The following is a 14,912-nucleotide window of genomic DNA, read 5'->3' on the forward strand; positions in this document are numbered from 1 at the left end:
TTTAAACCACTTTTCTTTGAATGGAAACGCTTACTATATGACGAATTTGTGAAATTGTGAAAGATACATTGCAAGAAATATTATTCCATGATAGAGTAATACTCGTGAAATAAATCACATAACAAACATACACCCCTTTGTTTGAACGTGAACATTTCTCCCATCCCCTTTGTGAAAAAGAGGCGTCTTATTTCTCGAGAATAAGGCGCCTCTTTTGTTTTGTTCTTCTAATTCGTGCTCTCGGGTTAAAGGGGAAAGGGAGTTCTACTTAATCAGACCAGTGTTCCACATTTCAATGAAAAGTCTCTACATACGAGGGGAAATATTCAACTTTCACCTCAAAAGAATCTACTTTCCCAATTGAATTGGCTAATAAAGAGAGAACGTTCTACTTAATCAGGCAAGTGTTCCTCATCTCAATCGAAACTTTCCACATTCCAAGGCAAACGTTCTAATTTAATCCTAAAAAATGCCACTTTTCCAATCCGAACGGCGAATAAAACAAGCGCTACTGTACTTCATCCAAAAACGCTTCTGAATCCCTCACAACAGCTTTTATACTCTCCCTAACTGATGCTAGCAAGTTCTCTATTCGCAGCCGTATAAACGAGCACAGGGGCAAATTTACCTATATCTATTCTTACAACCCTAAAAGAATTCACTTACCTTATTCCTTCTTCGCACAACTTCCGGAAAACAAAAAACCAGCCCTGCATGAATGCATAGCTGGTCAAAATATTGTATAAGTGCGTTTTATAAATTATTTAGTAGGTCGTGCGTTCTTTTGCACGCCAAAGTGTAATTTCGTCAGTCATGATGCGTTCTACTTTTTGCTGAAGCATGCGTTTCTTTAATTCACGTTCTGCCAGTTGTTCATTGATTGAGTAGATTTCGGCTACTTCAGCTGTTGTTAAGGTGCTGAATCGATCGAATAACTCGTCTAATGCGGGAACCGGTTGGCGAATTAATTCTTCCCCAAGCAATTCTGCTAAAATATGCTCGTAAACTTCATAATTATAAGAACCGCTCACTTTCAGGCCTTCATCTTCAATGCATTCATTGAAAAATACGATGCTTGGAATTTCTTCAACTTCCATTTCACGTGTTAAGTATAAATCACATTGGAAGGCACGAGCTGCTTCTTTTGAACCAAAGTCGGACACGAACTCATCCATATCCAGGTTAACTTGCTGGGCGATTTCAATTAACGTCGCATGGGAATTGATATTGCGTGTATTAAGTGTCGCTACTTCTTGAACTTTGTTTAAATAGCGGAAACCTGCTCGCTTTCCTTGAAGTTCAGCCGCTTTAATTGCAATTGAAGGTAATGCTGGATGTGTAATATCCAATTCCGCTCCGGAAACACAGCCTTTCATCCGGCTCGTCATGCTGTTGAGAGCAGAGAGTTCCGTACTAAGGACATATCGACATGTAAAGTAATGACCATATTCTACTTGCAGTTTACGCATTGTCGTTTGAAGAGATAATGCTTTTTCGCAAAGGGGGTCAATAAAAATATAAAGCTCAATCGGTTTATTACATGTGGATGGTGCAACAGGTTGCTGTAAAAGTTGGATATTATTCACTCAAATCCCTCCTCATCATTTGGGGCGTTGACCATATGGTGAGCAGTCATTACGAGACGCTTATAGTAAACTTCACGGAATTTCCCGTCCAAGCCCACTTCGTCCATCGCCTCTGCCATACATTCAAGCCATGCCTGGGCACGATCGGGTGTAATTTTAAAATGCATATGTCTAGCACGCATCATTGGATGACCATGTTCTTCAGAGAAAAGGTTAGGCCCCCCAAGATACTGCGTTTGGAATTGTATTTGTTTACGAATTGTTTCCGTCAGATCTTCAGGAAAAATAGGAATTAATAAAGGATGCTTCGCCACTCGAGAGTAGAACGCGTTAATTAATTCAGAAAGCTTTTCAGCACCGAGTTCCTCATAAGGAATCGTATATTTTCGATTCATTAGTTATACTCCTTTGTGTCTTTCTTTGCCAGTATATGAAATATGAATGTCATGTAAGTAATGTAAATTTCATTTAGGCGATACAATCATTCTAGCAACGTAGGGCCATTTTAACAAATAAAGTGCCCTGCCAAAAAATTTGAAGGGCATTTCACTTCTATTAAAAGTATGTTGGAATTGTTGATTTAATAGGTGTCCACATCAATTTTCCAGCAAATCCAAATTAGAGCATTTCAGGAGCATTTACAATTTCATCTCAAAATTCCTTTTTGCTTTCGCCTTCCGATTTTCACTGGTTCCAGTAAAAAATTAAACACTCATATAGTTCATTATTTTTTTAACATAATTTTGAGTTTCTTGGAAAGGCGGAATGCCACCATATTTTTTAACATTTCCAGGACCTGCATTGTACGCAGCAAGGGCTGTTTCCACATTATTATCGAACTGGTCGAGCATTTGGCGTAAATATTTTGCACCACCCATAATATTTTGGGCAGGATCAAAGCGGTCAGAAACTCCTAAATACCGTGCTGTTGCAGGCATGAGCTGCATTAAACCGGATGCACCGGCAGCACTTGTTGCAGAAGCATTGAAATTCGACTCTTGTTTAATAACGGAAGTAATCAGTTTTTCGGGTAAATTGTATTTCTTTGCGGCAGCAGCAATTTCTGCTTCATAAGTCTCAGCACCGGCAAAGAAATTTACTACGTCGGTCTTTCTTGTGAAATCCGTCATATACTGTTCAATTGTGGGTGTTTCACTACTTGCCGAAAGGGTATTGAATGTCCCCGGTAAATTTGTTAAGTTTGTAGAATTGTTCAATAAAAAGGATGCGATATAGTTTTGAGCAGCCGATTTTTGCTGCTGTGAATTAGAAGTTTGGTCGGAATCCGTTAACTGTTGGAAAGTGCTCACATCACCTAGGCCATTTAGCGAACTAGATAATGATTGTCCGTCTAAAATGTCGCTCATTAAATCGGAAAATAAAGTCGACGTAGATGATGACAATACACTTGAGCTTGACTGATTGGATGTATTTAAATTTTGAATTGCCTGAAGTTCAAGCAATGTTCTCATCGATGAAATATCCATCACAGCACCTAGCCTTTCTGATTGTTTAAAGCCATCATAAAGCGCACAATTTTCTTTTGCGCAGGCTGTGGCTCAATTGCATGATGTGCTAAAAATTCAGAGAAAATTTCTTTTCCTACTGCTTCATCATGTGTCTCATATTCTACCTCATAATCGTCGCAGTGCAAATAGAAAGAATGGTCAAACACGAGCAAACCGCCTTTGTATGGGATTTCTACCCGGTCGGTCGTCAATGATCCGTAACAGTGCAGCTCCCCTACCGGAATATTAAATAGCGCCAGTCTTTCGTTTACAGAATACGGGGGCACTCCTTCACCGGCCAGCATACGATCTGCTTCCTCACTTGTTAAGTAATCTGTCGTTTCTAAATGCTGGTGCTTGGAAGCTTTTTCTTTTAACGTAAATTCAATCGAATCTTTCACGACACGAATTCGAAGAGCACTGTGAATTTGTTTTAAATCGTTTTCTTTTGTATCAAAGTAATGGTTAACCTGGCGAATAATTTGTTCGTTTTTTATGGAGAATGCTTCAAGAAGCTGTTCATACTGTCGTTTTGTTAGCATATTCTTAAATTCTATTTCAATTTGCTGTGTCATTGTCATCGTCCTTTTTGTTAATAGTTTTCAATTAAATTCAACGGCTTAAAGAAGTCAAACGTTTCTGCACCAATCGAGTGTCCTATGGTAAAATGTGAAGGGTAGATGAATCATCAATTTTATTATCGGACATTTTCCGGTTATGAAAAGAAAAAGGAGATTAATTCATTGCGAAACGTATATATAATTGAACATGTTGAAGTAGTACATAATGAAATCTATTTTATTTTAAATGAAAAGAAACAACTTAGCCAATTGCAATCGACAGGGCAAGTTATCGTCGATTCGGATAATGAGGCGTTTCTATATATCATAGAAGAAAATGAGGCATACAGTTATTTAAGCTTTTCAAAAAGTGTATGGGCGCAACTATTACAGCTGTTATTGGCAGAGCAGAAAGCATACTTGAAAGTGGAAGACGGTTTGCTGCCGCTACAACAATTTGCTGATGAATTACAAGGATTACTTTATAATATTGAAGGCAACAGCAACTATGGAGATCAATTTGTTGAAAATATCGAAAAGGCATTTGCCGAATTCTTAAATAAATAGCATTTAACTTAATTATTACAAGAAAAAGAATCATTTCACGCGATTTAGGTGTGAAATGTGTATTTCTCGTTCACAAGAAGTATAATTGTTTGAAACAACGTGTTGATGAAATAGTGTGACAGAAATGAACTATTTCTAGTTGGGGGGTTTTTAAATTGGGGCAGTGGGAAGTATTTTTGAGTCCATATCGACAAGCTGTGGATGAACTTAAAATTAAATTAAAAGGGATGCGTTCGCAATTTGGTATTATGAGTGCCAATTCGCCGATTGAATTTGTTACAGGTCGTGTAAAACCACTTGCTAGTATATATGACAAATCGCTTGATAAAGAGCTACCATTCGAACCGACTGCGCGTTTAGGAAATGAATTGCAAGATATCGCCGGTGTACGGATTATGTGTCAGTTCGTTGATGATATTGCAACAGTAACCGAGCTAATCCGTCAGCGTAATGATATGAAAGTGATCGAGGAAAAAGATTACATTACACATAGTAAACCGAGCGGCTATCGCTCACACCATATGATTATTGAATATCCGGTAGAAACGATTCAAGGTCGCATCGTTGTCGTGGCAGAAATTCAAATTCGTACATTGGCGATGAACTTCTGGGCATCAATTGAGCATTCCATGAACTACAAGTATAAAGGGATTTTCCCGGAAGAAATAAAAAATCGATTGCAAAGCGCAGCCGAAGCAGCATTTCGTTTAGATGAGGAAATGTCCTCAATTAGAAGTGAAATTCAAGAGGCGCAGGCATATTTCAGTGAAATAAAAGAAGCAACGAATACAGCTATCCATAAGTCAACTGACAAAGAGGAGCGTGACAACTAATGAAGTTTTCAATACAATCACGCAGAGATGACCAATCAAATGAATTGATGGAGCTCGCAAAATCTTATTTAATTGATTTCGGTTTACAATTTGATGAACAAGAGCCGGAAATTGTTCTTTCGATTGGTGGCGATGGGACATTATTGCATGCGTTCCACCGCTATTTGCACCGTTTGGATAAAACAGCTTTTGTCGGCATCCACACAGGACACTTAGGCTTTTATGCCGATTGGAAACCTTCAGAGCTAGAAAAGTTAGTATTATCGATTGCCAAAAAGGAATACAATGTCGTGGAATACCCGTTATTGGAAGTTCAGGTTCATCGCCTGCATTCCGACTCCAGTACGTTTCTTGCGCTGAATGAAGCAACGATTAAATCACCGGACGTAACGCTTGTGATGGATGTGGAACTGAACGGTGAGCATTTTGAGCGTTTCCGTGGAGACGGTTTATGTATTTCAACACCGTCAGGCAGTACAGCATACAATAAAGCATTAGGCGGCGCGATTATTCATCCGACATTGCAGGCCTTGCAAATAACAGAAATGGCATCGATCAATAACCGCGTTTTCCGGACGGTCGGATCTTCTTTAGTATTGCCGGCACACCATAACTGTGTATTAAAACCCGTACATGAGCAGCAATTTAATATGACGGTCGATCATATTAGCATGACGGAAACCGATGTAAAATCGATTACTTTTAATGTGGCAAATGAAAAAGTGCGGTTTGCACGTTTCAGACCATTCCCGTTTTGGGAACGTGTGCACGATTCATTTATCTCAAATGAATAGAATGAGGGTATATGGATAAACGATTTCAATTACAATTTACGAATAAGGTTGATCAAGAGCTTTTGCGTGATGCAATTGCTCAATGGGGCATTTCAAAGCGTGCATTGACTGCTATCAAATTTGATGGTGGGGCAATTTTGGTTAACGGCGAAGAAAGAAATGTACGGCATCGGCTGGCAGAAGGCGATGATGTGACGATTGTTTTCCCGGTAGAAGAAGCAAGTGAAGGGCTGATTCCCGTACAAGGAGAATTAGCGGTTGTGTACGAAGATGAGGCAGTGCTTCTTGTCGACAAACCGGCCTTTATGAGCTCAATTCCTTCCCGGGAACACCCCAATAATACGCTTGCAAACCTTGTATATGGCTATTTTGAACAGCAGCAGCATGCTTCAACTGTTCATATTGTGACAAGGCTTGACCGTGATACGTCCGGATTGATGCTTATAGCGAAGCACCGTCATATCCATCATTTAATGAGTGAACAGCAAAAAAAGGGACAAATTCACCGCGAATATGAAGCAGTTGCAGAAGGCATCATTGTACAAGATCAGCAATCCATCATCGCTCCGATTGGACGGAAAGATACGAGCATTATTGAACGTGAAGTCCGGCCAGACGGGCAATTCGCACATACGGATGTGACTGTGCTGACTCGTAAAAATAACATGACACATATTCGTCTGAAGCTTCATACTGGAAGAACCCATCAAATACGTGTTCATATGGCTTATATTGGCCACCCATTAGTGGGGGATGAATTATATGGGGGTACTCATACATTCATTGATCGTCAGGCACTCCATTGCCGCTACATTGAATTTGAACATCCGTTAACGAAAGAAAGAGTGCACTTTGAAAGCAAGTTGCCAGAAGAGATTTCTACATTGATTTACTAATGTAAGATGCCAAGATTTCATTGGCATCTTTTATTTTTGGGGAAAATGGGAATATACTGTTGAGAAGGAATTTGTGTTAGTCATTGGTCAATTTTTGTATATACAAAAAAATAATGATAAAACGTAATTAGCCTTGACGAGAGATATGAATTAATCATAAAATAACTCGTTATGAAATGTTGAAAGGAGGGGGCAAGCATGATAGAGGAAAAAAATGATGAAGTCCAGTACGATGAAGCGTTTTTGCGAATGCTGCTTGATGAAGAAAATATCGAGTCGTTCCGTGAACATTTCCTAGTACTCCATCCATATGATCAAGCACAGTTTTATGAAGAGGTGGGCCCGGACATACGACAGATTATTTATCGTTACTTGTCTCCTCAAGAAATGGCGATCATTTTTGAAACAACTGAAATTGAAGATGATGAATATAAAACTTACTTAGATGAGATGGATCCATCATACGGTGCAGCCATGTTCGGCTTCATGTATACCGATAATGCGGTAGATATTCTGAATGAATTGGATACCGAGCAACGGGAAAATTACCTGGAAATGATGGATGAAGAAACAGTCGATGAAATTAATGAGCTTTTAGGCTATGAAGAATATACTGCCGGCGCCATTATGACGACGGAATATGTGTCGGTCGTAGAAAGTGCAACGGTTCGTGAGGCAATGCGTGTACTGCGTCAGGAAGCCCAAACAGCTGAAACGATTTACTATATTTTTGTCGTGGATCAGGCACATCGACTACTCGGTGTCATGTCTTTAAGGGAACTGATTGTTGCTGAAGGCGATTTATATATTCGCGACATTATGAGCGAACGTGTCGTATCGGTAAAAGTAACGGATGACCAGGAAAATGTCGCAAACTTAATAAAGGACTATGACTTATTGGCAATTCCAGTTGTTAACGAGAACCGTGAGCTTCAAGGGATTATTACAGTCGATGATATTATCGACGTTATTGAAGAAGAAGCAGAGGACGACTATTCCAAGCTGGCAGGTATTGCAGATATGGATGATAATGACGCGGGTCCTTTACGAGCAGCGGGCAAGCGTTTGCCATGGCTCATTATTTTACTGTTCTTAGGAATGCTGACATCAGGACTTATGGGGATTTTTGAAGCAACGCTCGATAAAGTCGCCTTGCTAGCAACATTTATACCTTTAATTTCCGGTACATCCGGTAATAGTGGAACCCAGGCATTGGCTGTAGCGGTTCGAGGGATTGCGACAGGGGATATTGGCGGGAAAAGTAAATTCAGGCTGATCGTTCGGGAATTAAGTACAGGACTTATTATGGGAATTGTAAGTGGTGCTATTGTTGTCGGAATCATTTTCTTCTGGAAAGGTACATTAATGATCGGACTGCTCGTCGGCGCAGCGATTTGCTGTTCGATTATTGTCGCAACACTTGCTGGATCGTTCATTCCGATTTTAATGCATAAGCTGGGTGTTGACCCTGCCGTCGCATCAGGACCTTTTATCACAACATTGAATGACGTTACAAGTATTATTATTTATCTTGGCCTTGCAACGACGTTTATTAGCCGGATTCTGTAAGGAACGATTTGAAAAGACTTTGCATATTGTATGAAAAAGGATGTGGAATGTGGAAATTCACCCATTACTTTTTATTGCAAGTCCTGTTTATATACAAGAAAAGCGGGTCGAAGTAGAAGAAGAAAGTACATCAATATATGTACGTCCTGCAACTGAAAAAATAGAAAATGCGCTTATTGCCCGACAGCTCCATTATTTTTCGAAGCCGACGAAAGAGCCAAGGGTGTTGGTGTTTATTTTGAAATCTGGCGAAAAAATACACGGATCAATCGATAAAATCAGTGGTAGTCAAGTATTGTTGAATTGCTATGATACGAAACGCTGGATTAAAGCTAATGAGATTGTGTTAATTCATCATACTTTATAAAAAAGAGGAGCCACGTTAATGGCTCCTCTTTTTTAGTACGTTTCATAGAAAATACACCATCTCGCGCTATATGCGCGAGATGTATTTTTCCTGTGAATTAGTCACAAATGCCAAGGTCTACGTCATCGATACATTGAACAGCACAGAAGCAATCTAAATCAACTGTGATACAGCTATCTGAAGCTTCAAATTGTGTTACTTTACATACTTGACGGAAATCAATAGCAGTTCCGTAGTCGTTCAGTAAATCAACTGTATGCCCATTGTCATCTTGCGGTACAAGAACACGTAGTGTTGCACAGCAGCCATCAAATACATCTTCAACACGGAAATAAATTGATACACAATGACAAGAGCCATTTGGTGTATTGAATGTAGCGAAGAATGGTGATCCATCCTTGTTTAATAATGTAAATACACGTGTGTCAACATTTGATCGCGCCGGGCTAACGATTCCACCAAGCGGCTCTAAGAAACAGTTTGTTGTACAACGGTTACATTCATCCTGTACTGCTGCATTTTGAATTTCTAAAATTGCACGAACAACCTCACAGACACAACCACGTGAGTGATGATGTTCACCTGCTCCACCTACATCATTATTACCTCTTCCACAACCCATAATTTTTCACCTCCGGTATTCTTAACTCTTACTAATAATATGAATCGGTTGTCAAAGGAATCGGGCGAATGAACAGGTTTCCCCAAACTTCTATGCAAGATGAATAATTCAAAATACGGACGGTTATACTTGGAGAAAAATGGACAAAAGGGGGACTATTATGCGGAAGGCATTCATGGCATTGAGTTTGCTTTTTATTCTTGCAGGCTGCAATGACCGAGAGAAAGTTGCAACGTATTCAATGACAGATAATGTACAAAATCAGCAGGAAGTAGAAAAGCTTTTAAAAGAAGATGATGCAATAGAACAGGCTAATCTTTTAGTATTTGAAGATGAATTATTTGTCGCTATGCAATTAAAACCATTTAAAAAATGGAATCGCGAAAAAATTGAAAAAGATTGGAAAAAAAAGTTGGAAGATAAATTTTCCGATAGTAAAGTCAACGTTTCATCAGATTTTAAAATGTTCTGGGAATCGACCAAATTAATGGAGGAAAATAACCAGAAAAAAATGCTGAAAGAATTGCATGAGCTTAAAAAGCTTGCTAAGGAGGAAACGTAACTTGAAAGAGCAACAATACAATACGTTAAAAGAACAAATTTCACCGAAAACACCTCTTGCCATTAATTGTCTAAAAGCATTTGTTGTTGGCGGTATTATTTGTTGTGTAGGACAAGCAATTTCCTTTTTTTATATGATGTTTTTTGATTTTACGGAAAAAACTGTAGGCAATCCAACAGTGGCAACAATGGTATTTCTCGCCATGCTCCTGACAGGGTTCGGACTATATCGAAAACTTGGCCAATTTGCCGGAGCTGGTAGTGCCGTTCCCGTAACGGGGTTCGGTAATGCTGTTGTTTCTTCAGCTATTGAAGGGAAATCGGAAGGATTTGTATTAGGTGTCGGCAGTAATATGTTCAAACTTGCAGGTGCGGTTATTTTGTTTGGGGTCGTTTCGGCCTTTTTTGTGACATTGGTTAAATTAATTCTGGTATCGGTAGGTGTCGTTTCGTGGTAATAGTTTTTAAGTCAAAGCCATCCATTCTTTCTTCTGGTGTTGTAGTAGGACCTTTGGAAAAGCGGAGTGTCTTTCAAACGTATTTTGACAAAATATCGACCGACGAACGGTGGCAAAAAGTTTCGAATGAGAAAGGAAATGCCATGCTTATTTCTGAAGCATGTCAAACCATTTTGAAAAAGTCGAACTTAAACAATTTGGATGTTGATTATTTATTGGGCGGGGATTTAGTTAATCAAATGACGCCTACAAACTTTGCCGCACGGGAACTGGCGATTTCGTTTATCGGTCTATTTTCTGCCTGTGCAACATCGGTTTCTTCTATAGTTATTGCTTCATTATTGACAGAACTGGGTGCAAGTGAGTTTTCCATTGCCGGTGCATCTAGCCAGCACAACTCGGTCGAGCGCCAGTTTCGCTATCCGGTAGATTATGGAGGTCAAAAGCCTGCAACTGCTCAGTGGACCGTAACAGCAGCAGGATTTGTATTGGTTGGCAAACATCAGCCGAAGCTTCCGTATGTAGAAGCCGCAACAATCGGAAAAGTAATTGATTACGGAGCAACAGATCCATTTCATATGGGTGGAGCAATGGCACCAGCAGCATTTGATACGATTCAGGCACATTTAAAAAAGCGTTCACAAACGGTTCAGGATTACGATGTCATTATGACTGGTGATTTAGGAAAAATTGGTTTAAAAATTTTAATTGCGATGTTTGCCCAAAGTGGTGTAAAAAAAGAAGATTTATCAAGATTCCGTGATGCCGGGGCTGAATTTTACGGAGAAGATACAGCATTTTTGGCAGGAGCGAGTGGGGCAGGTTGTTCTGCAGCAGTCTATAGCGGCTATATGATGGAACAATTTAAAACTGGTCGTTACAAACGCGTATTATTGGTGGCGACAGGAGCACTTTTATCGCCGCTTTCTTTTCAACAAGGTGAGTCAATTCCGTGCACAGCACATGCAATTGAAATCGGGATGGGGTGATTACAATCGGCTTTACATTTTTAGTGGCATTTGTCGTAGGTGGATTAATTTGTGTAATTGGTCAGTTATTATTGGATGTAGGAAAGCTGACACCTGGTCATACATTGTCCATTTTAGTAGTAGTAGGCGCAATTTTAGATGGACTTAATTTATATGAACCCTTAATAAGTTTCGCTGGGGCCGGTGCGACAATTCCGATTACTTCGTTTGGGAACTCATTGACACATGGTGCAATGGTTGAAGTTGAAAAACATGGCTGGATTGGTCTGTTGACAGGTATGTTCGAGGTGACGAGCTCCGGAATTAGCGCAGCAATATTGTTTGGCTTTATCGCGGCAGTAATATTTAAGCCTAAAGGAAAAGTAGATTAGACGAATACCCTCCTTTTTTTTGAGTGTTTGCATACACTACAAAATAGAAAGGGGGGTATAAGTATGTCTGGATATGGTTGGCAGCAACAAGGTTGGCAACAAGGTGGTTGCGATTATGGTTCCTCAGGCTATGGCGGGGGTAATAACAGTAGTACATTCGTATTGATCGTTGTACTATTTATTTTACTTATCATCGTTGGTAGCGTATTTATTTAAGGGAGGTAAGCAAACAGTATGGATCGTTCGTTTTTTAAAAAAGTGGAGCGCAAAACCGGCGTTGATTTCGATGAAATTATGACTCTTGCCAATGCATTGACGTATGCAGATTTCTCGGATGAAAAACAAGTTCGGAAAATCGTGAAAAAGGTGAGCCGCCTTGCAAATAAACCGATTACGAGTGAACTCGAAGACAAAATTGTCCAATCAATCATTCAAGACGGTAAATCTTTGGATTTTTCAAAAATCGAGAAAATGATGAAGTAAATCGGAACGTTAAAAGTGGCGTAATAATACGAAAAACATCCATTTTCTCCGGCGGAAAATGGATGTTTTTCTCCTTTTATGAGTTTTAAAGAATTAGATTTTCTTTTCCATAGCGCGATGTGGAATCCCTGCATCCATAAATTCCGGAGAAGTGACAGTGTAGTCCAGCTTTTCATAGAAAGGAATTGCATAGCTTTGGGCATTCAACTTAAGCTTTTCAAACGCAGCTTTTTTTGCATATTGTTCAACAGCTTCCATAATTAATGCGCCAAGTCGTTTACCGCGATAATTGTTCAATACGCAAACGCGCTCAACTTTTCCGACTTTCGGTTCGACTTCCCGAAGACGTGCTGTAGCAATTGAATTTTCACCTTCATTTACTAAAAAATGAGTGGCTGTTTCATCGTATTCATCTAATTCCAAACTCAGTGGAACCCCTTGCTCTTTGACGAATACTTCTTTACGTAGTTCAAATGCACGTTCGCGGTCTTCGTCGGTTGTAACTAGTTTTACTTCAAACACGTATTACTCAGCTCCAGTCAATTTGTATGTTTCATAGGTTGTCCATGAGCCGTCTTCCAATTGGTAAAGCAAGTGGAAACGATCGATCGAATCTTTTTCATCTACTCCAACCATACGCAACTGGCCGTGAATATCATCATGCTCGGAAGCGCTCATTTTTTGTGCAATTGTAATATGTGGCACAAACACATGCTTTGGCGCACCAAAATTAATTTTTTCCTGAATTGACTTTTGAATATTTTCCAATTGTGGTGTTGGCTCAACACGGAAGTAAATGGCATTCGTCGTTGGATAAAATGAACTGATTCGTGAGGCGTGAATTTGTAAAGGTGCAAACCTTGATGCCACTTCCTGCAAATGCTTGGAGATTTCTCCGATTTCAGCTTCATCCGCATCAAACGCATCTTTGAGCGTAATATGAGGTGTGATTAAAGCATAGTGCGGGTCGTAGCGTTTGCGATAAGTGTTCGCTAAATCTTGTAATTTTTTAGATGGAAAAGCAACAATACCATATTTCAAATTCATTACCCCCTAAAAATTTTATAATATCATTTAGCACCGTGCTAAATGAAGGTAAGACGTCCTGTAAATGGCATAGATTTTATACAACTATTTATACTAACAAAAATCTAGATACAGCCACACCAAGGCGTAATTGTTATAAGTATAACAGAAAAATTTGTGAATAAACATTTCCAACATACCGTATTATCCGAAAATTTCAATTAGTGCACGTTTTAAATCAGGTTTCCAATAAGTCCATGTATGATTTCCATTGAATTCTTCATAGAATGTATCAATACCATGTTGAACGAACAGTTGATGCAGCTCCCGGTTCGGTGTTAAGAGATCTTTGACCGTGCCGTCCTTTAATGAAACCTGATCTTCCTGTAGACCGATAATATGGTACAACGTAAGAATATCGACGTTTTTCGCAACCTTAACTCCCTGCAATACAAGCTCATCTACATAAGGTGATTGTAAAATGGCTTTCCCGAAAATATTTGGATAATGGATTGCAGTCATTAATGAAATGGTTGCAGCCATAGAATCACCTATTAATGCACGTCCGCCGCCAACTTGTGTAGTTGAAAATTCGTCATCCAAATAAGGCACGAGCTCATGTGCCAAAAACCGCATATACGCTTCAAATTGATCCCCTGCTGGTGTATACTTTCGCTTACGATCTTCGTAATTTTTGTATGGCACACCAACAATGATTGTATTTTCGATTAGATAGCCATCAATCAGTTCATCAGCAAGGCGCGGAATGCCTCCTAGCTGAAAGTAATCTTTACCATCGGACGCAATTAGAATGTTATATTCATATAATGGGGAATAATTTGCTGGAATATAAATTAATAACTCCAGCTCCTCGTTTAATGCATTGCTAAAAAAAGCAACGTCTTTTACTGTGCCTCTCTCCAATGTTGTCACCCCTGTATTTTGATGTATGTAAAATTGTATCATATAGGAAAATAAAGGTGTAATATATAGAAAGAAGACGAGAAATAAATACTTAAAATAAATAGAAGTGAGGATTTCTTATGCATAATAAAAATATTCGCGTACACTCTGACGAAGTGACAAAAGCTACTTATAACGCGTTGGAACGTCGTCATGTAACAATTGAAGATATTGCTGAAATCGTGTTTACGATGCAGTCACCATATAATGAAGGTTTAACGATCGAACACTGCATTCAATCGGTTGTTCGTGTATTAAATAAACGTGAAGTGCAACATGCTGTGCTAGTCGGAATTGAGCTTGATGAACTGGCAGAGAAAAGAATGCTGTCGGCACCGCTACAAGCAATTATCGAGGCTGATGAAGGGCTGTTTGGCGTTGATGAAACATTGGCATTGGGGTCAGTATTTACGTATGGAAGTATTGCCGTAACAACTTTCGGTCATTTGGATAAGCAAAAAATTGGAATCATTGAAAAGCTTGATACAAAAGCGGGCGAATCGGTAAATACATTTCTAGACGATCTAGTTGGAAGTATCGCGGCTTGTGCAGCATCTCGCCTGGCACACCGAATGCGTGATCTGGAAGAAGAAGGAGGAACATTTGCAGATATCCCACCGATCGTGCTGGGGCCGAACCCAAAGGCAAATAAAGAAATCTAAAAGAAGTAATTTAATAAAAAATTACAATCTTCGGTTTTTTATGCTGAAGATTTTTTTATGTGTTCAATAATGATAAAATGGATTATAAGTAATAGAA

Annotated in this window: 21 protein-coding genes; 13 read left to right on the forward strand and 8 right to left on the reverse strand. The window is 39.3% G+C overall.

Features of this window, described 5'->3' with window-relative positions; all coding sequences use genetic code 11:
- Nucleotides 1–764: 764 nt before the first annotated feature.
- From MHH44_RS04510 to MHH44_RS04525, 4 genes are all read right to left on the reverse strand, one after another.
- The gene (locus tag MHH44_RS04510; protein WP_008403571.1) at nt 765–1,586 is read right to left on the reverse strand and encodes a DsbA family protein; all 822 of its coding nucleotides are present in this window, start codon (nt 1,584–1,586) and stop codon (nt 765–767) included.
- Nucleotides 1,583–1,981: a globin domain-containing protein gene (locus MHH44_RS04515; protein WP_008403570.1), complete on the reverse strand. Its 399-nt coding sequence runs from the start codon at nt 1,979–1,981 to the stop codon at nt 1,583–1,585. The genes MHH44_RS04510 and MHH44_RS04515 overlap by 4 nt, the downstream gene beginning before the upstream one ends.
- A 309-nt stretch (nt 1,982–2,290) precedes the next feature.
- Nucleotides 2,291–3,058 (reverse strand): lytic transglycosylase domain-containing protein, encoded by a 768-nt coding sequence (locus MHH44_RS04520; protein WP_340797935.1) that lies wholly within the window; start codon nt 3,056–3,058, stop codon nt 2,291–2,293.
- 23 nt (nt 3,059–3,081) lie between these two features.
- Nucleotides 3,082–3,669, reverse strand: a complete 588-nt coding sequence (locus tag MHH44_RS04525) for a CYTH domain-containing protein (RefSeq protein WP_340797936.1) — start codon at nt 3,667–3,669, stop codon at nt 3,082–3,084.
- Between the two features lie 168 nt (nt 3,670–3,837).
- Between MHH44_RS04525 and MHH44_RS04530 the strand changes: the two genes are divergently transcribed.
- From MHH44_RS04530 to MHH44_RS04555, 6 genes are all read left to right on the forward strand, one after another.
- Entirely contained in the window at nt 3,838–4,221 is a 384-nt protein-coding gene (locus MHH44_RS04530; protein ID WP_340797937.1) for a UPF0738 family protein, read from the forward strand.
- A 155-nt stretch (nt 4,222–4,376) separates the two neighbouring features.
- Nucleotides 4,377–5,054 carry a GTP pyrophosphokinase gene (locus MHH44_RS04535; RefSeq protein ID WP_340797938.1) on the forward strand — a complete coding sequence of 226 codons (678 nt, stop codon included), beginning with the start codon at nt 4,377–4,379 and terminating at the stop codon, nt 5,052–5,054.
- The gene (locus MHH44_RS04540) at nt 5,054–5,848 is read left to right on the forward strand and encodes an NAD kinase (protein WP_008403565.1); all 795 of its coding nucleotides are present in this window, start codon (nt 5,054–5,056) and stop codon (nt 5,846–5,848) included. Before MHH44_RS04535 ends, MHH44_RS04540 begins: the two co-directional genes overlap by 1 nt.
- 11 nt (nt 5,849–5,859) lie before the next feature.
- Nucleotides 5,860–6,744: an RluA family pseudouridine synthase gene (locus MHH44_RS04545; protein WP_340797939.1), complete on the forward strand. Its 885-nt coding sequence runs from the start codon at nt 5,860–5,862 to the stop codon at nt 6,742–6,744.
- A gap of 198 nt (nt 6,745–6,942) precedes the next feature.
- Nucleotides 6,943–8,313: a magnesium transporter gene (gene mgtE / locus MHH44_RS04550; RefSeq protein ID WP_014824608.1), complete on the forward strand. Its 1,371-nt coding sequence runs from the start codon at nt 6,943–6,945 to the stop codon at nt 8,311–8,313.
- Between the two features lie 40 nt (nt 8,314–8,353).
- Nucleotides 8,354–8,680, forward strand: coding sequence for a 4-diphosphocytidyl-2C-methyl-D-erythritol kinase (locus MHH44_RS04555; RefSeq protein WP_318255096.1), 327 nt, complete (start codon nt 8,354–8,356; stop codon nt 8,678–8,680).
- A 97-nt stretch (nt 8,681–8,777) separates the two neighbouring features.
- Here MHH44_RS04555 and MHH44_RS04560 read toward each other — a convergent pair whose 3' ends face one another.
- On the reverse strand, nt 8,778–9,302 hold the full coding sequence (locus MHH44_RS04560; RefSeq protein WP_008403561.1) for a CotY/CotZ family spore coat protein: 525 nt from the start codon (nt 9,300–9,302) through the stop codon (nt 8,778–8,780).
- Nucleotides 9,303–9,462: 160 nt separating this feature from the next.
- Between MHH44_RS04560 and MHH44_RS04565 the strand changes: the two genes are divergently transcribed.
- The 6 genes from MHH44_RS04565 to MHH44_RS04590 all read left to right on the forward strand — a co-directional run bounded on the left by MHH44_RS04565 (nt 9,463) and on the right by MHH44_RS04590 (nt 12,164).
- Nucleotides 9,463–9,864, forward strand: a complete 402-nt coding sequence (locus MHH44_RS04565; RefSeq protein ID WP_008403560.1) for a YhcN/YlaJ family sporulation lipoprotein — start codon at nt 9,463–9,465, stop codon at nt 9,862–9,864.
- Between the two features lies 1 nt (nt 9,865).
- Complete coding sequence (spoVAC, locus tag MHH44_RS04570; RefSeq protein ID WP_014824606.1) at nt 9,866–10,321, forward strand: stage V sporulation protein AC; 456 nt, start codon at nt 9,866–9,868, stop codon at nt 10,319–10,321.
- Nucleotides 10,315–11,310, forward strand: coding sequence for a stage V sporulation protein AD (locus MHH44_RS04575; protein WP_008403558.1), 996 nt, complete (start codon nt 10,315–10,317; stop codon nt 11,308–11,310). The genes spoVAC and MHH44_RS04575 overlap by 7 nt, the downstream gene beginning before the upstream one ends.
- The gene (spoVAE, locus tag MHH44_RS04580) at nt 11,307–11,681 is read left to right on the forward strand and encodes a stage V sporulation protein AE (RefSeq protein ID WP_008403557.1); all 375 of its coding nucleotides are present in this window, start codon (nt 11,307–11,309) and stop codon (nt 11,679–11,681) included. The genes MHH44_RS04575 and spoVAE overlap by 4 nt, the downstream gene beginning before the upstream one ends.
- Nucleotides 11,682–11,744: 63 nt before the next feature.
- Nucleotides 11,745–11,897: a YjcZ family sporulation protein gene (locus MHH44_RS04585; protein ID WP_008403556.1), complete on the forward strand. Its 153-nt coding sequence runs from the start codon at nt 11,745–11,747 to the stop codon at nt 11,895–11,897.
- An 18-nt stretch (nt 11,898–11,915) separates the two neighbouring features.
- Nucleotides 11,916–12,164, forward strand: a complete 249-nt coding sequence (locus tag MHH44_RS04590) for a stage VI sporulation protein F (RefSeq protein ID WP_008403555.1) — start codon at nt 11,916–11,918, stop codon at nt 12,162–12,164.
- A 93-nt stretch (nt 12,165–12,257) separates the two neighbouring features.
- Here MHH44_RS04590 and MHH44_RS04595 read toward each other — a convergent pair whose 3' ends face one another.
- The 3 genes from MHH44_RS04595 to MHH44_RS04605 form a co-directional block, all read right to left on the reverse strand.
- Nucleotides 12,258–12,686: a GNAT family N-acetyltransferase gene (locus tag MHH44_RS04595; RefSeq protein WP_008403554.1), complete on the reverse strand. Its 429-nt coding sequence runs from the start codon at nt 12,684–12,686 to the stop codon at nt 12,258–12,260.
- A 3-nt stretch (nt 12,687–12,689) separates the two neighbouring features.
- The gene (locus MHH44_RS04600; RefSeq protein WP_008403553.1) at nt 12,690–13,205 is read right to left on the reverse strand and encodes a YjcG family protein; all 516 of its coding nucleotides are present in this window, start codon (nt 13,203–13,205) and stop codon (nt 12,690–12,692) included.
- Between the two features lie 189 nt (nt 13,206–13,394).
- Nucleotides 13,395–14,114 carry an alpha/beta hydrolase gene (locus MHH44_RS04605; protein WP_008403552.1) on the reverse strand — a complete coding sequence of 240 codons (720 nt, stop codon included), beginning with the start codon at nt 14,112–14,114 and terminating at the stop codon, nt 13,395–13,397.
- A gap of 119 nt (nt 14,115–14,233) precedes the next feature.
- On the opposite strand from MHH44_RS04605, the gene MHH44_RS04610 reads away from it, so the two are divergent.
- A complete protein-coding gene (locus MHH44_RS04610; protein WP_008403551.1) occupies nt 14,234–14,815 on the forward strand; it encodes a phosphatidylglycerophosphatase A family protein in 582 nt (193 codons plus the stop codon).
- Nucleotides 14,816–14,912 lie beyond the last annotated feature (97 nt).

This window comes from Solibacillus sp. FSL K6-1126 (genome assembly GCF_038003445.1).
Taxonomy (GTDB): Bacteria; Bacillota; Bacilli; order Bacillales_A; family Planococcaceae; genus Solibacillus; species Solibacillus silvestris.

Excerpts from the sequence above, each read along its gene's own strand:
- MHH44_RS04520 (WP_340797935.1), bottom strand. The coding sequence starts at position 3,058 with ATGAGAACATTGCTTGAACTTCAGGCAATTCAAAATTTAAATACATCC.
- mgtE (WP_014824608.1), top strand. The coding sequence starts at position 6,943 with ATGATAGAGGAAAAAAATGATGAAGTCCAGTACGATGAAGCGTTTTTG.
- MHH44_RS04515 (WP_008403570.1), bottom strand. The coding sequence starts at position 1,981 with ATGAATCGAAAATATACGATTCCTTATGAGGAACTCGGTGCTGAAAAG.
- MHH44_RS04540 (WP_008403565.1), top strand. The coding sequence starts at position 5,054 with ATGAAGTTTTCAATACAATCACGCAGAGATGACCAATCAAATGAATTG.
- MHH44_RS04565 (WP_008403560.1), top strand. The coding sequence starts at position 9,463 with ATGCGGAAGGCATTCATGGCATTGAGTTTGCTTTTTATTCTTGCAGGC.
- MHH44_RS04545 (WP_340797939.1), top strand. The coding sequence starts at position 5,860 with ATGGATAAACGATTTCAATTACAATTTACGAATAAGGTTGATCAAGAG.
- MHH44_RS04610 (WP_008403551.1), top strand. The coding sequence starts at position 14,234 with ATGCATAATAAAAATATTCGCGTACACTCTGACGAAGTGACAAAAGCT.
- MHH44_RS04555 (WP_318255096.1), top strand. The coding sequence starts at position 8,354 with ATGTGGAATGTGGAAATTCACCCATTACTTTTTATTGCAAGTCCTGTT.
- MHH44_RS04525 (WP_340797936.1), bottom strand. The coding sequence starts at position 3,669 with ATGACACAGCAAATTGAAATAGAATTTAAGAATATGCTAACAAAACGA.
- MHH44_RS04585 (WP_008403556.1), top strand. The coding sequence starts at position 11,745 with ATGTCTGGATATGGTTGGCAGCAACAAGGTTGGCAACAAGGTGGTTGC.
- MHH44_RS04560 (WP_008403561.1), bottom strand. The coding sequence starts at position 9,302 with ATGGGTTGTGGAAGAGGTAATAATGATGTAGGTGGAGCAGGTGAACAT.
- MHH44_RS04590 (WP_008403555.1), top strand. The coding sequence starts at position 11,916 with ATGGATCGTTCGTTTTTTAAAAAAGTGGAGCGCAAAACCGGCGTTGAT.